This is a genomic window from Enterococcus sp. XAF26B05_ASV22, assembly GCF_056727285.1.
In genome coordinates, this window is record NZ_CM161538.1 from 3,294,737 (window position 1) to 3,312,834 (window position 18,098).

At 34.0% G+C, this 18,098-nt stretch carries 12 protein-coding genes and 1 pseudogene; 2 read left to right on the forward strand and 11 right to left on the reverse strand.

Going from position 1 to position 18,098, the window contains the following annotated elements; genetic code table 11:
• Positions 1-39: 39 nt before the first annotated feature.
• The 11 genes and pseudogenes from AC1PU0_RS16210 to AC1PU0_RS16260 all read right to left on the reverse strand — a co-directional run.
• Positions 40-1,218 carry a WxLIP family cell surface protein gene (locus tag AC1PU0_RS16210; protein ID WP_206849708.1) on the reverse strand — a complete coding sequence of 393 codons (1,179 nt, stop codon included), beginning with the start codon at positions 1,216-1,218 and terminating at the stop codon, positions 40-42.
• A 331-nt stretch (positions 1,219-1,549) separates the two neighbouring features.
• Complete coding sequence (locus AC1PU0_RS16215; protein ID WP_069653550.1) at positions 1,550-2,689, reverse strand: hypothetical protein; 1,140 nt, start codon at positions 2,687-2,689, stop codon at positions 1,550-1,552.
• A gap of 16 nt (positions 2,690-2,705) precedes the next feature.
• Positions 2,706-3,302 carry a hypothetical protein gene (locus AC1PU0_RS16220; protein ID WP_479998578.1) on the reverse strand — a complete coding sequence of 199 codons (597 nt, stop codon included), beginning with the start codon at positions 3,300-3,302 and terminating at the stop codon, positions 2,706-2,708.
• Positions 3,299-3,520, reverse strand: a complete 222-nt coding sequence (locus tag AC1PU0_RS16225) for a hypothetical protein (protein WP_479998579.1) — start codon at positions 3,518-3,520, stop codon at positions 3,299-3,301. Before AC1PU0_RS16225 ends, AC1PU0_RS16220 begins: the two co-directional genes overlap by 4 nt.
• Before the next feature lie 34 nt (positions 3,521-3,554).
• On the reverse strand, positions 3,555-4,382 hold the full coding sequence (locus AC1PU0_RS16230; RefSeq protein ID WP_069653548.1) for a helix-turn-helix domain-containing protein: 828 nt from the start codon (positions 4,380-4,382) through the stop codon (positions 3,555-3,557).
• Between the two features lie 1,034 nt (positions 4,383-5,416).
• On the reverse strand, positions 5,417-6,310 hold the full coding sequence (locus tag AC1PU0_RS16235) for a ParB/RepB/Spo0J family partition protein (protein ID WP_111248235.1): 894 nt from the start codon (positions 6,308-6,310) through the stop codon (positions 5,417-5,419).
• Positions 6,303-7,064 carry a ParA family protein gene (locus AC1PU0_RS16240; protein ID WP_010766686.1) on the reverse strand — a complete coding sequence of 254 codons (762 nt, stop codon included), beginning with the start codon at positions 7,062-7,064 and terminating at the stop codon, positions 6,303-6,305. The genes AC1PU0_RS16235 and AC1PU0_RS16240 overlap by 8 nt, the downstream gene beginning before the upstream one ends.
• A 15-nt stretch (positions 7,065-7,079) precedes the next feature.
• The gene (rsmG, locus tag AC1PU0_RS16245) at positions 7,080-7,796 is read right to left on the reverse strand and encodes a 16S rRNA (guanine(527)-N(7))-methyltransferase RsmG (protein WP_069653546.1); all 717 of its coding nucleotides are present in this window, start codon (positions 7,794-7,796) and stop codon (positions 7,080-7,082) included.
• A gap of 314 nt (positions 7,797-8,110) precedes the next feature.
• The gene (locus tag AC1PU0_RS16250; protein ID WP_206849712.1) at positions 8,111-9,505 is read right to left on the reverse strand and encodes a M24 family metallopeptidase; all 1,395 of its coding nucleotides are present in this window, start codon (positions 9,503-9,505) and stop codon (positions 8,111-8,113) included.
• A gap of 41 nt (positions 9,506-9,546) precedes the next feature.
• Positions 9,547-10,248, reverse strand: coding sequence for a GNAT family N-acetyltransferase (locus tag AC1PU0_RS16255; RefSeq protein ID WP_206849714.1), 702 nt, complete (start codon positions 10,246-10,248; stop codon positions 9,547-9,549).
• Between the two features lie 353 nt (positions 10,249-10,601).
• Positions 10,602-10,816: pseudogene (locus AC1PU0_RS16260) on the reverse strand (methylated-DNA--[protein]-cysteine S-methyltransferase); the annotation flags it as partial.
• 448 nt (positions 10,817-11,264) lie between these two features.
• Here AC1PU0_RS16260 and AC1PU0_RS16265 point away from each other — a divergent pair.
• Both AC1PU0_RS16265 and AC1PU0_RS16270 read left to right on the forward strand, forming a co-directional pair.
• The gene (locus AC1PU0_RS16265) at positions 11,265-12,758 is read left to right on the forward strand and encodes an immunoglobulin-like domain-containing protein (protein ID WP_479998580.1); all 1,494 of its coding nucleotides are present in this window, start codon (positions 11,265-11,267) and stop codon (positions 12,756-12,758) included.
• Positions 12,759-13,364: 606 nt separating this feature from the next.
• Positions 13,365-17,678: an LPXTG cell wall anchor domain-containing protein gene (locus tag AC1PU0_RS16270; RefSeq protein ID WP_479998581.1), complete on the forward strand. Its 4,314-nt coding sequence runs from the start codon at positions 13,365-13,367 to the stop codon at positions 17,676-17,678.
• Positions 17,679-18,098: the final 420 nt, after the last annotated feature.

An 18,098-nucleotide genomic window follows, 5' to 3' on the forward strand; every position in this document is an offset into this window, starting at 1 on the left:
AGGCTGAGATAATGACCATCCTATTTATACTTTGAAACCTTATCTTTTTAATCTTTTGGAATCTGTAGGACGTTTTTTCCTAGTATCATCACGTTTCTTTCTTTTTACTTTTTTCTTTCGTTGTATGTTTTTATTATTCTGCTCTCGCTTTTTCCTTTTATACGATAAAGCTTCTTCGTAGAGGTTCTCTTTGCGTTTTCTTAAAATCAGTAACAATAATAAGAATAACAATAATAAAACAAATGTAATCACACAAATGATGGTATAAAGCATTATCTTCTCTTTTTCTGATCCAGCCACAGAATGATCTACTTTTTTGTCTTCAGATTTTGTGATTTCCAGCTCTTTATCCCATTTCCATTCTTGATTCGTCGCTTTCGATTTGGCTGTTAGATTAATTTGATATTTTCCAGTCTGGAATTCTTGTTTTTCATCGTTAATTATAAATGTAAAAGTTGAATTAGGAGCCATTCGATAGCCGGTTACTTTCGTTTTAGTAAACACTTTATCTGAATTTTTTTTGTACACTTCAGCTGTGAAGTCTATATCTTCCAAGTTGATTGCTTGATCATTTTGAATAGTTGCTTTTATAGTATTTTGATTTGATTCTTTTAAATAATTGACTTCTACTAAGTTTAATTTTGCTACAACAGGGGTATCTGTTTCAGTTAGTTTAACTGCTACGATATATGTTTTTTTAGATTGTTTTTGATTATTATTTGACTCCTGCGCCTCAATGCCATTTTCCGATGAAACAACTTTAATGCCGCCTAATATCATGCCATCAAATTGTTCCTCAGGCATTTGTATATGGACCTTGGTTGTAACTGTTTTTTTGGCAGGAATTGTTAATTCTGCCTCTCCACTCGCAACATCCTTGAATGAAAGACTTAAACTTTTATCTCTTGGAACTATTTTTGATCGATCAGAGTAGTCTATATCTCCTGCATCATTTGTTGTAGCATCATTGATTTGTAAAACAACTTTTTGTTCTTTATCAGAAGTATTAGTCAATTCCAACTTTAAGTCCTGCTTTTGACCCGGGACCATTCTAAGATCATAGTATGTTGCTTCTGAGTTATGTTGATTTTTGGGTAAAATTGGTTTTACTGAAACAGCTAATCCAGTTTGGGATTTAGTAGTCATAGCTATTAGCAATAAAAGAAAAACTCCTATCATTACAACAATCAGGTGAAGTGTTTTTCGTTTATTAATCATTGAATTTTAAACTCCCTACATAGTAAAACTTATATGTACAGATTTGAAAAAAGAATAAAACATAACAGATATGAAAACCAAATGAATAGTAAAGACAAAACATTCTTTCCACTTATTTGTTGCAATTGATCTTCTTAATGCTGATACGCTTTTTTCTTTTGTCATTGATGATTCTGCTATTTTGGTGATATTCTTGTTTATCTTATTTTTACCTAATTCGATAATTAAATGCATTATGTAGTGCGGATGGGAAAAGCCAACCATTCCCAATCCTTTTTATTTCTTCAAACAAATCGTGTTATTTCTCTAGAAAACAAAAGAGGAATAAATTTTAATCATCCGCGATTGACTCCTCGTTTAGCACAAATTGTTCAAGTAAGTAGTTTTCTCCCTGGATAAGATCAAAATAAGCTGCTTTATTTAGTATACTGTCATAATCCATCTTCATAATCCGAACATGTGGCTGACGAAACCAAGATTTTTTCTTGATTTTTACTCTTGACTCAATTAGCTTACACTCATCTAAAATCAAGTAAATTTCGTTGGTAGAAACGGAATCTTTGAAGCTCCTTACCTGTTCTCTTTCATAGGTCAATTGATTATCCGAAATCGTCATCTTTTCTGACTTTGTAACTAATTCTTTATTCATCATCCAAGACTGCTCTAGAAATTTAGCTTTTTGTAGAAGCTGAGAATATTCTCTCAAGTCAACTTTTAATATATGATCCCAATCTTCATTCTCATCACTATTTGACTGACTTAATGTCTTCATGGCTCTAGCTAGATTTTGACGTTCCATTTGATCGATGACAACTTCCAATTTTTTGTTGGCAAGTCGCATTCTTTCTTTGGCGTATCGTTCTCTACTAACAGCTTCTTCCATTTTAACTAAATAGTTTGTACTAGTATCTTCATCACTATATTCTACAATTTCTGCTTCTTTTTCGGAGATAGTATTAGACGGATTAGAGTCTTTCAGCGGTCTGATGAACCTAGTTACAAGCCTTTCAATCTCATTGACAAACGACTCCAATACATCGTCACTATCACCTATTAACTGCTGATCCAGCGATTGCAGCAAATTGACCATGAAGGGAAATCCAGTGTCTCGATAGGCAATAGGGACAAAATCAATATAGTAAACGACGCGATTATCTTCTTTTTCTTTAGAACCACCGATCCAAGCTATTTGAGGAAAGGTATGAATCAGCTCGTCTAACAATCCAGACCAATCAAGATCTACAAAATCTAAGGTAATCTCTACATGTTTAAAAAAAGAAATTATGGTATGAAATTCTTCAAAATATTCTTCTACTTCTTTTTGAGGGTAGGGGATTCTTTTATTTCGCTTTTGAAAAATCTCTTCGCAAATATAATAGATATCACGCAACATATCATCATCAAAAAGGCGCTCGCCTACTGCTGGAGAAGCGGCTTGATAAATGTCAACCATAATATTTTGATAAACCACTTCTTAATCCCCTCCCTTAATCTAGTGAATGATCAGCTAGTCGGCTTGATTTGTTTAACAAATCCTCCATAAGCACACTTGTCTCACTTTGCAGACGAAGAATCCGTGTATGATAATTCGCAGCTTCTTGATTAATCATTTTCAACTCGATCGAAGCCTCGGACACTGCTTTTTTAGTTTCATGTCTGGCTGCTTCTACTGTTCGATCTGCTTCAATAGTTGCACGTTCAATGATTTGTTGTGCTTTTTCTTTTGCTTCCATCAAAACTTCCGCAATTTGATTTTTCATTTGATCTTGTTGACGAAGTTGTTTTTCGATTTCAACGCTTCTATTTCGTTCTTCTAACAATTGTTCATCTAGTTGGGTTCTCAGTTCCTCTGACTGTCTTAATTGGTCTTCAAGTGAAAAGATTCTTTCTTTAGACTTAGATGAGCTTGTAAGGCGCATTGTTAATTGATCGATTTCTTGCTGTTTGTTTTCAACTTCTGCCTTCAAGCGCTCTGCCATTGTTTTTTGGCGTTGCATTTCTTTTTGGAACTGTTGGTTTTCATTGTTTAAATGTTCAATTACAGCTGCTTGTTCTTGTTGTGCTTCTTGCTCTTGTCTTCTCATAGTGGTTTCCAAACGCTCTCTTTTAGTTGATGTTTCCGGACGGCTCTTTTTAGGAGGTGCATAAGACTCTTCTTCATATTCGTCATCATCGTCCTCGTCGTCATATTCATCGTATTCATCATACTCATCCTCGTCGTATTCGTCATACTCATCGTAGTATTCGTCATACTCATCATCATATTCCCTTTTTTTTTGCTTTTCTTATTAAAAATTGCCAATTCTCCTGCTCCCCTTTTTACATATCTATTTAGGTTAGACGCTACCTACCAGTAGTTCTCTTACTTTTTCATCATTTTGCTCATCTAGTGCTACAAACTCTTGATTCAAGTAATAGCCTATTCCCTTTTTATTTAAAATGAATGGTTCAAAAATCGATGTTTTTTCCATTATCTTTTGCTTGATGCGATTAATCAGATTACTCAACAAGGCCTGTTTATTTTTTTGTTTAGCATTTGTCCAAATCGCTTCACATAGTGCCTGACTTGAAAAAACTCTTTGATCTGATTCAATAAAATGTTCCAGTACTTGATGTTCTTTTTTGGTCAATGGAATCAGCCAGTTATCGATAATCAATGTTCGGTCCTTTAACTGGAAAGAATATTGTTTTTTTACCTTAACTAATGTTGAAGTCGCTGGTGTGATTCGAGCAGTGACTTCATTATTCATAGAAGAATCTACTGCTCTTTCTTGACTGTTTTTACCTGTACGGTTGGCCGTTTCTTCAAAAATAGCAGCCAGTTTACTTGCTAAATCAGTGACGGATATTGGATAACGAACGAAACTTACATTCGCATTATTCAAATACTTAGATTTGCTGACCTGTTCTGATTCAAATGTTAAAACAACAATGGGTTTATTCAGTAATGCCAAATTATCTAAGAATGACTCTTTTAAGCCACTATACATAGATTGCTGATAGATAATAAGATCAAAATTTTGCAGAAAATAGAACTCCTTATCTTTTGGTTGAGTCAATATATCTTTTGAAACCATTATTTCATAATCCATGTTTAACAAACTATTCTGCAACAACCCGTTTGCACTTAGTGTGTCAGTCAATATAATAATTTTTTTCCTCATAAAGAAAATCCTCCTTTTAATTTATATATAGTAAATTCCAACCATTTTCATTTTTTTTGAAATTCCATAGAAGATAGGTACATGGTGATACCGAATTTTTAAATTTTGTACTATATAAAACTATAAATATTAGATATTAGATATTTTCCTATTCTTATATAAAATAAGAAAAAATCAGTATGAAATGTGGTATATAAAGATTTCTATTTTCCCTTTGACGGTTGCTAGACGGTCTATTAAAAGAAAAATCAATTAAATATGTGAAAAAAAGTTATTTTTATAAAAATAAACGAATCACTATGGTTTTATAAATCTAAAAAGAAGACTAGTAACTATTCTTTCCATTTATTTTCTTTCAACCACACTTAAAATACAATTACACTTGACCATATTCTTACCAGACTTTTAATAGAAGTTTGCATTTTTCAGGGAATTATAAAAAAAGAATAGACAATTAAAGTGGTTAATGACTATTAAATTTTAAAATATCACTAATCTGTTCATGTAAGATCACTTTTATTTTTTTATGATTTTTTTATTTTGTTGCGTATATTACTAATATGAGTTCCATTATTTATATTCAATTAAGGGAGTATATTTGACGGTTCATTTGACGGCGTTAAAAAATAAGTAAATTTACTAAGCCCTACTATTTATCATAAGTTACAGGAATGCAGAGTAGTCTATACTTAAATTTTCATATAATAATGTAGCAAGTTATCAATCTTTTAACGTTAAATGATGATTTTGTCTTCGTAATACGCTATAATATACATAAATTAAATATATTGTTATTTTTTATTACTCATTGACATGTCCAAATTCTTTATTGTATACTCGTTGTATAGGCTAACTAACCAATTGTCTATTTAACAACATTCATACAGCTTAATTTAAACAATTATAAATTTTTCTTATTCTATATAAAAATAAGAAAAAATACGTTATTTTCGAATATAAATGTATAAATAGCAAAAAGCGTAAAACAAAACTAAAAATAGTTTTGCTTTACGCTTTTTTATTTACCTAATTCATCAAGATTCGTCAAAATGAATCTCTAATATGTCCAAAATTCTAGCCAAATCAGATTGTGAAAGATACTCGATCTCAATTTTACCTTTGCCTTCTTTTTCTTGAATTGCAACTGTCGTACCAAATTTATCCATTAAGCGATCTTCACTTTCACGAATATAATATGGTTTATCTTTCGTACTTTTCTTTTCTTTTTTAGATGTTTTTTTGCCTTGATTTTCATTTAAATCATTGACGATTTGTTCTAATTGGCGAACCGTTAAATTTTCTTCTACCACTCGTTTTGCCAATGTTAAAATCAAGTCTTTGTCTTTCAAACCAAGTAACGTTCTTGCTTGGCCCATTGATAAGGTTTCACCTTGAACCATTTCTTTGACTTGAGTCGGTAATGTTAACAAGCGTAAGTAGTTTGCAATATATGGTCGACTTTTGCCCAGACGTTCCGCTACTTCTACTTGTGTAAGTTTCAAATTTTTCATTAGCATATCGTAAGCTTCTGCTTCTTCTAGCGGATTTAAATCTTCTCGCTGTAAGTTTTCTAAAACAGCAACTTGCATCATTGCCTCTTCATCAAATTCTCGGACAATTGCAGGGATTGCTTCTTTCTCTGCTAATTTTGAAGCGCGAAAACGTCTTTCACCAGCAATGATCTCGTAGCCTTTAACAGCAGATTTTCTAACAATAATTGGTTGAAAAACACCGGATTGTTGAATTGAATTCGCCAATTCTTGAAGAGAGGCTTCATCAAATGTTTTTCTTGGCTGATATGGATTTGGACGAAGTTCATTTAAAGGAATTTGAAGGACTTCTTCTTTTTGAACATCTACATCTTCCAAACTAGCAAAATCTTGAAACAATGCATCAATACCTCTACCTAAACCTTTTCCTTTACTCATTATCCAACACTTCCTTTGCTAGTGCTTGGTACACTTCGGCACCACGTGAACGGGGATCATAATCAATAATCGACAAACCATGACTTGGTGCTTCAGATAAACGAACGTTTCGAGGGATAATAGTATCGTAGACTTTTTCACGGAAGTATTTGCGAACTTCTTCCACGACTTCAGCTCCTAAATTTGTGCGAGCATCATACATCGTCAATAATACACCTTCAATACGTAAGTCGGGATTAAAATGTTTTTGAACAAGACGAATCGTATTTAATAACTGACTTAACCCTTCTAACGCATAGTATTCACATTGGACAGGGATCAAAATCGAATCACTTGCTGTAAAAGCATTTATCGTTAAATGTCCTAATGACGGTGGACAATCAATCAAAACAAAGTCATAAATATCATTTATTTCTTCTATGGCTGCTTTTAAGCGAGATTCTCTGGCCATCATTGACGTCAATTCAATTTCAGCTCCAGCAAGTTGAATCGTTGCTGGCACGATATCCAGATTTTCTCTAGAAGTTTGTTGAATCACATTTTTGATTGGTTCTTCATTCACTAATACATCATAAACATCGGTAGCAACGTCAGGTTTGCGTACACCGATACCGCTTGTAGCGTTTCCTTGAGCATCAATATCGATCAGCAACACTTTCTTGCCATAATAAGCAAGACAAGCACCTAGATTTACAGTCGTTGTTGTCTTTCCAACACCGCCTTTTTGATTCGCTACAGAAATTATTCGTGCCATTTGTGTCCCTCCATCTTATTTGATTGGTTGTTTATTTGGTAATCCTGGTTTTCTGGGGTATTTTTTGGGTGTCTCTTTTTTCTTTTGGATTACAACGATATGTCGCTCGTCTTCTGTGATTGGTAGTTCAAATGATACTTCTTTTTGAAATTTACCACCTAAGATGGCGATTGCAGGTTTCGCTTCAATTATTTCTTCCTCGCTCTTAGCAGCTTTCAAAGCTAAGAAAAAACCATCCTTTTTGACTAATGGTAGGCACAGTTCACTTAACACATTTAAACGAGCAACTGCACGAGCGGTTACATAATCGAAAGCACCGCGGAATTCTTCTTTTTGTCCAAATGTTTCTGCACGATCATGGTACAAAGAGACTTCTTCCAACTTCAATTCATTGACTAATTCAGTTAAGAATGTGATTCGTTTATTTAATGAATCGACAATCGTTACTTGTAATGTTGGGAAAACAATTTTCAACGGAATACTCGGGAATCCCGCTCCGGCCCCTACATCACAAATCGATTTATTTGTTGAAAAATCTTCAAAAAACGCTAATGAAATTGAATCGTAGAAATGCTTTAAATAGACGTCTTTTTCTTCTGTGATCGCCGTTAGATTCATTTTTTCATTCCACTCAACAAGTAATTCAAAATAACGAGCAAATTGGTTCATTTGATGCTCTGATAATTGGACTTCTTTTTGGCTTAATAGTTGTTTAAATTCTTCTGGTGTCATAGGTTTCCTTCCTTGCGTGAAACAGAAAATGTTTCACAATTGTCTTTTCTTACTTTAACGCAAATAGCAATTTCTTGCAATGTTTTTAGCGAGATTTATGGTAGTTGTAAAAAAATGTTTCTTTCTATTATATAGGATGAAATTTTCTCTCCTAATTTTAGACAAAAACAAAAGAGCTATACAGGCACTTCTTTATTTAAAAATAACGTCACTTCATAATGAATGGAACAAATGTTTCACGTGTAACAATAGGTATCAAAAATAAAATAAGGAACCAAACTCAAAAATGAGTTGTAGCTCCTTATTTTGTTAAACTACTTCACACAACGAAATGCTTGGTCTTTTGCGAGGTAAAAAGGCCGTAAATACCCTACTGTATTTGACAATGGAATGACATCTTCACTTAAATCAATATTCAATATTTCTTTGATGTAGGTTTTCCTTGTAATTATCCGTTGCCATAACTCTGGATAATTTTCTCTGAGTTGTTTCTGTAAATTTTTATCCGCCAGTGCAACACATTCTTCGGCGCTAACTCCAGTATAACCTGTCACAGATGGAATAATATCGATTTGTAAAATCATACCACTCTTCAATATCTCCTGTGACCCAGCATAAATCGGTGAAGACATCCATTCTTCATCTGATACTAAATGCCCAGGATTCAAGTGCCAATGGTAGTCTGCTTGAGGAAAAACTTTTTCAATGGTTTGATAGAGCTCCTGCCCTAACTTACCAATTTTTATTCTTTCCAACCAAGTTGTAACAGCTTGATAATAAGGTATCGCGACTCTCTCCAAGTAATCATGCTGATTTTCTGGAAGTTGACTCTGATTTTCTATTACAAAACCCGTCCGACTAGACAATCCACCTTTAAATGCTGTCGTTAACGACAACGGATCACCCATTTTTACTTGCTTATGCGTCGGATACACATTTCCATATTCAAAACGCTGTCCGGTTGCAGCAATTGTAATCACGGTATTGGTTTGTCCTTCTGCCGTCAGTTCATTACCTAAAGATGCTTCAGTTACGCCGATTTCAACTGCGTCCATCGCATTTAACATACAACTGGAAGATAAGTTGGCTCCATATTCGTAATGCGCAATCTCATTAGCATTGTTAGTTGTACGAGCTCCTATATCCCCACGAATAAATAAATGTGCAGCATTTTTTAGCATCGCTAGGCTGTTTTTACTAGTTAAGAGTGCTTGAATGATAAAATATGGCAAATCAAAATATGCGTCGTTGTCTGATGCTGCTGTCGTGAACATCTTCCATCCAACAACACCTATCTTACTTTTTTCAGCTAAGCCAATACTTTCAAATATATCTTCTAATCTTGCTTCATTATCCATCGGCTGGTTTGGCAAAGAAAATAATGGCGAATGAATCAATTTGTTTTTGATCCGAGCGACCTTTGCCATTTTTAAATTTTCATTACCAAGAATTAAGGTACATTCACCTGTGGCCTCTAAAACAAGCAATCCTTCTTCAAAACGTGGAATAAAACCTGTTAGATATTCAAAGTTGCCCCCATGCTCTTTGTCGGCATAAATTACTAAGGCGTCGAAATCTTCTGCTTTCATATTGTCTAATATTTTTTGCTTTCTCTCACTCATTGTTTCATCTGTCAAAAAAGTTGGGGCTACATCGTTAAAACTCATCGGCTTAGTAATAGTAGTTAATTGGATTTCTGAATTTTTCATTTCATTGAATTCCCTTCAAATTAGTTTTTTTAGTTTAAAACTCATTCAACCGTTTTTTTTTGCTCTCCATCAACCGTAAAATTCGAGACCGACAACCATGATTTCAGCCGAGCTTTTGTTTTCGGCCATTCACTATCAATAATAGAAAACCATGCAGTATCGCGATTGCGTTCTTTATAAACTAAAGCATTCCGAAAAATACCCTCAAAAACAAAACCTAAACGTAGTGCGGCATTTCTAGATGGTTCATTTAATGAATCACACTTCCACTCATAACGTCGATAGCCTAACACATCTAGTGCATAACAAGCTAAAAGATATTGTGCTTCTGTAGCAATCCTCGTTTTTTTCAGTTGATCAGAATAAATAACGAAACCAACTTCGATTGATCCTTGTTCTCGGTCTATCCTCATCAAAGCTACTGTTCCTAGCGCTTTTCCACTCACATTATCAATAATTGCATAGTGGAATGGATCTTTTGAGTGGCTCATCGATGTAAGATACGCACTGAACTCTATTTTATTTTCAAATCCTTCTAATGGTATATACGTCCAATTTTTAGGTTTACTTTGCGGTCCGTAAACTTGATAAAGATCTTCTAGGTGTTTCTCTGGATCTACTTTTTCTAATCTGCAATAGGTTCCTTCTAGTATTGATTTTGTCGGATATTCTCTTGTAGACCAGTCGGTTATTGGATAGCCGACTGGTTGGTTGTATGAATTGTATTGTGCCGCTTTTTTCACTTTTCTTCCCCCCATTGCTACCTTTAGTGTATCAAAAAAAGATAGCTAATTATACCTATTAAACCGTCCCCCAAAAAGTTAAATCAAAAATCTAATGATTTTAATAGAGACGCTCAAAAGCCTAGAAAAGAACAAAGTTAACGGCAAACACCTGATACAAGGGGAAAGTAGGGAAAAATTAGAGCAATCCTTGGTTGTGGTTCGTAACTCTGTTAATACTGTAGATTTTAACAGTCAATCCTTTAACTAATTTAATGGATAAAATAAAAATATAAATAAGAGTGACAATGCTCTTAAAAACTGACTATTTTCCACCCTTCTCGATTTCACTAACTGAGGCTTGTATCACGATTTTATATAGAACCATACCTCCACTCATGCTTCAACAACCACTTTTTTCGCTCTACACTACCACCATATCCCCCAAACTACCATCCGTCTGAATCACGCGAAGACATGGAATAATGATTGCCAATTGATTCGCCCCATTCAAATTTCCGACTGCTCGCATCTCGTTAGGGCTTCCGACCACAACAGTCAATCCTTTATATGAAGAAGTTTCACCACGTCGGAAACTAAACACAGGTACGACGATGTAGTTAGATTCTGGATTCATCTGTTTCACATAACTTAGTATCTCAGCAAAAGGCATATTTTCACAGTCTTGATACCCATAATAATCAGATATTGCATAACTACTCGTTGGAACTAATGCGACCTTTTTCTTTGTCAGTTCGTGGACGATTGTGACAGCCCAAATATTTAGAAAAACAAGAAGTTTGTCTTTTTTATGTGTATCTCTAAGACGTGCTGTTTTATTTTTGTTCATTAATCATCATTCACCTCATTTAGCCTCTTTAGTGTACTGCTGCCAAATAAAATATTCTTTCGATAAATAAACATCATTTTTCTTATTTGAATACATTCACGATTCAAATTATCTCAGTTCGTTTTTATTTACTAAATGACATAAATAATTTATAATAGTTATAAATAGCTTTGAAAGGAGAAAGCAAATGAAAAAAATGATTGTTACCGCAAGTGTTGTCTTAGGGTTAAGTTTGGGAAGTATCATTCTTCCGGATAATACTGGATCAACTGTTTTAGCAGCTGAAACACCCCCCGTTGATACAGCTGCTGCCTTTAAAAATCATGCAGAAAATATTATTACTGATCCAGTTGGCGTTGGTGGAAAAAAGAGTCTATTTGTAACTGGTGAGGTTAAAAAAGGAAGCAATATTTATTGGGTTCAGCTTTGGGTCAATGAAAAATTGATAACAACAGAAAGAGTTATTGAGGATGTTCCAAAAGAAGACAATTACTTTTTCGAACTGGATATCAAGAATAGTATTCAATCTATGGAAGATAGCGTAACCGTTCTTGGATTAGAGAGAGATAAAAAGGTTGTTGTTGAAGAATCTGAAGTATTTCTTCAAGAAAGCGAATGGATTTTAACACCTGATGCATTTACCTTAAAAAAAGACTCTGTTGTCACAGGACTTGCAGATTGGGAAATAACTGATGTAAAACTTGCCGTAAACACTGCAATAGTTGATGAAAAAGAAGTACCTTATACTAGCCTATTTTCATTGGATACTAATGATGAAATTCAATTCCTTAGAGACTATGTTGAAGTGTTGGGGTTTGATGTTGAGGGTGAATTAGTTCAAAAAGCCAAGGTGGCAGTCAATCCAATTAAATTAGTAACGAACTTGAATGACTTCTCTCTTGGAGAACGAAATATCACGGGTACTGTTAACGGCGGCGGAGCAGCTCAGGCTCGCTTATACGTAAACAATAAACGCCAACAAACTACTATTGTTAAATCCGATGGAACGTTTAGTTTGATTGCTAGAGCTATCACGAGTATTGCTGATAAAGCATCTATAGCCATCTTAAATGCTGAAGGAATAGAGATTGGTCGATTTAACGTAGTCATTAATGAGAGTGGACAATCAAGACCCTTCATCGGGCAATATTCAGATGGCTTATCTGCTGCACCTGGAGGAAATGTAGGGTTTCAAACGTCATTTAGAAATTATGGGTTTGAAAATGAATACAACATGGGCATAGAAACAATTCCAACTGCTAAATGGTTAAAACCCGAATTCTATTTCTATTATCAAAAAGATATGGAAATTGTAGCCTTTACAATGGGACTTGACCCTATTATTTCAATAAATGATTTAGATCCTAATAAAGTCGTTGTTAGTAATCTTGAGAACCGCACATTTGATGGTACTGAATATAAAGGGTTAAAGCTGTCGTTCCAATATGATTTCCAAATCCGAAGTGTCTTCGGCGAAACTTTTTTAAGCGCGTGGTTAAAAACACCTGAACAAAAGACAAATGACTTATCCGTCATCGCATTTGGTAGTTCCGATTCAAATGCAACGAATTATAAACCAATTGTTCATGCAGGTAAAGATACCAGAGACTTAACACAAACTGGAAACCCAAACAAGCGCATTTTTGAAGTTAAGAAAACAAATTACAGTGTAGGCTACTAATTAGTTGGTGTGGCTTTCGTCTTATTGGTTACTGTCTCTAGGATATTTCGAAATTGGTAAAAAAAGAGTTCATTTTTGAACTCTTTTTTTTGCGAAACTATTCATAGTGTTTCACAATAAAACACCCGCTCTACGGGGAAAGAGCGGGAAAAGGAGTTAAAAAATGAAAAAGTGTTTTATTAGGGTTGTTTGGTTGGTATGAATATATAATAACTTGAAGTTGTGACTATTTTATGTTAAAAAGTTGGTTTCTTTATTACGTTTGTTAGTTAAAAACCAGATTTTTTAATTTTATTTTTCGAATAAAATTAATTAATAATAAAATTAAATCCTGTTTTATGAAAAAAAAGAATACAAAAACAGAATAGTATTTAAATATAAATTTTAATTATATTTTTCAAAATCCTTCTTTATCCAATTCCAAAGAAATTCCTCTGTGCATTGTTCTTTATCATTATTTATCAAAAAATTAGAATCGTGGAGAAAATTATGATAAATATATCACGTAAACATATTGTATAATTACATTTGTATAAATATAACTATCTTTTGGTTTTTATATTTTTACTATAATAATATTAAAAAAAGGAAGGTAAGTGTAAATTAATGAATGATTCATTAAGAAAAGGTTCATTTAAATTTTTATTGTATTCAAGTACGCTTGTCATAACAACAATTACTCCGGTACAAAGTTTAGCTGCAACCATAAAACAAGTAAAGCAATCCCAATCAGCTCAAACCGTCTCGGAAAAAGATTATAAGACTATATTAGCGGAGTATATAACTGCAAAAGATGAATACGAAGCAACCAAACAGCGTTACAATGCGTCACTAGCAGAGTATGATATCTTAAAAAATGAAGCAGATAAAACGTACACAACCGCAAATCAACTTAAAACCACTTTAGATGGATTAAAAGAAACCTACCAGATACAGCTCACAAAATTTGATGAGGCTACTGAAAAGTATGAAGTAAGCAGAACTACATATGAAACAAACAAGTCAAACTATGAAGCACATATTGACGATTATAATGAAGCAAAAGATGCGTATGAAGCAGAAAAAGACCTTTATCAACAAACAGAAGAAACGTTTAATAGCATGCAAAAAAACTATTTAGCCGAACGAACAAAATATGAAACATTAAACGAGGATGCAGAGAAAAAAAGAGCCGACTACGAAACCTTACGCGTTGCCTATGAAAAAAAACAGAAAATTTACGAAGAAGCTGCAATAGCTTATGGAAAGAGTCAAACAGCCTATAATAAAGCAAAAGACAGTTATAATAACCAATTAAAAGACTATAACGCACAAAAGCTTTCTTATGAGAAATTGCTTAATACTTATAACTCTAAAAAAACAACGTATGAGACTAAAGCCAAAGAATTTAATCTGGCTGTAGCATCCTATACTACACTAAAAGCAGCACTCGAAGCTGCTAAACCTGGCTATATTAAAGTTAAAGCCAAATATGATTTAGCGCTTGCGGAATATAACGCTATACTAACAGAGTATAACGAAGCGAAAGACAGTTACTTAACTGACAAAACAACCTATGAAAAACGCTTATCAGCATTGAAGACTTCAATAAGTAAATACGAAAATAAACTGGCTGAGTACAATAAAATCAAAGACGATTATCACACAACAAAACAAACTTATGAAGAGAAAAAGACTACATATGAAACGATCTCAACTCAATTAAACGAATTAGTGAACCAATATGAAACAGCTCGCATAACGTATGAGAAAGGAAAAACAGCATTTGAACAGAAAACAAAAACCTATCAAGTGGCTAAAACAACGTATGATCAACAAAAAACAGATTATGATACAACCCTTGCTACTTACGAAACTAACCTGAAACACTATAATGAAAAACGAGTAGCTGCAGAAGCACTTTTAAAGCAATATCAAGAAGGTACAGCAGAATATTCCGTTGCACTGACAGCCTATACTGAAAACAACGAACGCTACAATGAACTCGATAAAGAATACCAACAAGTAAAAGAACAAGCAGATTCACTAACTGCTGAATTTCAAATAGTCAAAACAGCCTATGAAACTGCAACAGGTGAATATCAAGCTATCACTGCAGCTTATCAGTCTATCAAGCAAAAATACGATTATCTTGTGACACAAAATGATAACGCAAAGAATGATTATCAACAATTAGAAAAAGAGTATCAAACAATCAACGCTAACTATACTCACGTCATGAATGTCTATGCTGAAACAGAAACAGCTTACAAAGTTGCACTTAAAAAATCTGATGAAGTAAAAGATCAATTTACTCAAGTAAAGGCTTCTTATGATACCCTCTTTGATCAATTTACAAGTGGATCAGAAGCTTTCGATGTGACCGAAGCAGAATATATTGAGGCGAACAAAACATATGATGCTGTAACCAAAAAATATGAACTAGCTCGTGCTGAATATGACCGTCTTTTCCCAGAATATCAAACGTTGAAAAATGAATTGACACAACTAAAATCAGATCTTTCAAAAGCTGAGACATCCTTTACTAATTTAGGAAAAATAATAAAAAAAACGCAGAAACAGTACTCTGATTTAAAAACACACTATACTGAAACGATGACAGCGTACGAAGCGGTTAAAAAGCAATTTTCTGCTCTAGGAACGGAGTTTAGTACTGCTAAAACAGCTTTTGAAATCGCATCAGAAGCAATTTCAAAAGCGAAAGAATCCTTTAAGCTTATCGAAAAAGAATATACTGCCTTAGCTGTTTACTACGTTGACCTTAAAAATAAATATGAAAAAACACTAAAAACCTATAATACAACTTTAGGCATACTGGTCGAAGTTACAGCTGAAAAAAAAATACATGACGAAGAGTACACCGCTGTTTCAAAAGAATATGAAAAAATAGAAGATTCTTTTACAACACTTCACGAAGAATACGATAAGGTTAATACATCATACGAAGCAGCATATATTGCGTGGAAATTAGCCGATACTGCATATCAAGCAGCACATGAAAAATTAAAAACTCTTAAAAATGACTATGATATAACAATTGGGCTCTTTAATAATCTACAAACCAAGTATGATCTTGCAAAAGATAGTTTCAATACAGCAGCAAAGCCTTATGAAGATGCACTTGCGGCTTATAAGAAAGCCGTGATTGCTGAAGAACAAATTAACGTTGCTATTACTACTATGAATCAAGTCATGAAAGAATTCCCAGATGATAAAATCACGCAGGAAAATTTTGCAAATATTTCAACTGACTTAACAACATGGCAAATAAAATATAATACAGCTACGTTCGCTTTATCTAGAACATTAAATACATCCTGGCCGGATATTGAAGAATATCAAGCTAAAAATGATATCTACAATGCTAGCTCTATCGTTCCAGAGGGTAATACTATAAATGTATATGATCCGATAGACTTTGAAACAAAAATATCGATTGATATTCAGAATATAGAAGATGCCACAGAGAAGAATATTAATTACGCAAAAGCTTATCAACAATATTACTTGGAGTTTAATGAATTTCAAAATGCTTTTGTTACTTATAGTGCTGGATGGGGCTCTCAGAATATTGGTGACCCAAACAATGATTATATCAATACTTGGCAACCTATTCTTAATAGTCTTAAAATTAATTTAGAGTACAGAGAGCCAGCTGATGCCTTTTTAACTATTGGCTATAGCGTTGATGATCTCTATGCATTAAACACTGAGGCTGATTGGGAAACGTTTGTGTCTACTTATACATTAGCGGTAGAAGATGTTATTAAAAAAGCTTCTTCATATTCTACTTATTTGAAAAGCGTGTCTGATAACTGGACCCTAGCTAAAGAACATTTCAAAAATAAAATAGATGCCTTTAATAGAGCAACAGGAAATAACATTGAAATGGGCAATAAAAAAGATCCTATTCCAATCCAAGCTAACGGGATTACTCCTGGTTTCCAGAGAGCACTTGACTACAATTTAGAAATGTTTGCAGATCTACCTTTTTCAGAAGATGAAGGTGTTTCAATTTATGAATGGTTAACTGATTATTTTGGAAATTTTCAAGGATATACTGGAATTATAAACGGACAAAAGCTCATTAATCCTGTTACGACACCACTGACTTTTGAATCAAAAAAAATAGAACTAGAAAAGGTAGCAGTCTCTGCTCTCACTGCTCCAGTTATTCCAGAGGTACCAGATATGTCAGTTGCTCCTATCTCGCCAGTAGCTGATTTTAACGTACCTGCAAAATTAATACCTATAATGAAGCCAATAAATTCATCTCTTGCACCTTCTGCTGCTTTAATAAAAGACTGGATAGGTATCGAAGGAATCGATTTACCAACTTTAACAGAAAAACAGGCATCAACTCCAACTGATTCCGTTCTCGCCCCAAGTAAGTCAAAAGACATTACGGACGTAGAATTGGAAAACAAAGAAGCTGAAAGGAGTATTCAACCTGAAGCACCTGTTGATTTAAACGAGCTAGAAGATAGTACAAACGTAGACCCATTAGAACGGCCTAAAGAACTGGAAGAAGCACCTAAAAACGATGAAGCTATTGTTCCAGCACTTACAGCACCAGAAACTGTGGACCTTGCTAAACCACCAGTAGAGCGATCTATTAACATTACTGCACCTAAGGTACCTAAAACATTAAAGGCACCTGTAGCAGGAAAACAATCTGAAGCACCTGAATCGTTAATAGCTCCTAAAAAAGCAGACGTTTTGCCTAAGACTACACGTTCTAAAACTAATCTAGTCGCAGATCCATCAAAATCTAGGCTTCCGGATACTCGTTTTAGTAGAAGACTACCGAACACAGGATCAGAAACATCTTTACTAGGACAAGGTTTGGGTACCTTTATTTCTGGAGCCGCGGGATCTCTTCTTTTCTGGAGAAGAAAAAAAGGAAAACATAGTAGGTAGGTGCTCATTTCCCAATTAATGTTACACTAACCTAAGAACAACAAAAGCATCTAGACACAGTGACTTCAAATTGAAGGATCATGTCTAGATGTTTTTTTATTTTACAGGTTCTAATTTTTTAATTATTTGGGAATATAGATATTGAAACAACGTTTAATGACTGACTATTATAGTAATTGTGTTCCCTTTTAACGCTTTGTTTTGTTCACTGGTTGTTCTGGCTTGGCTTATCTCAAGATTTCTTTTGTTTTGGGGGTAATAGAAGGGGATTCACTAGTTCGGGGACTTCTCTCCCTTTTAACTCTTTGTTTTGTTCACTGGTTGTTCTGGCTTGGCTTATCTCAAGATTTCTTTTGTTTTGGGGGTAATAGAGGGGGGATTCACTAGTTCGGGGACTTCTCTCCCTTTGGTCGCCAAGTA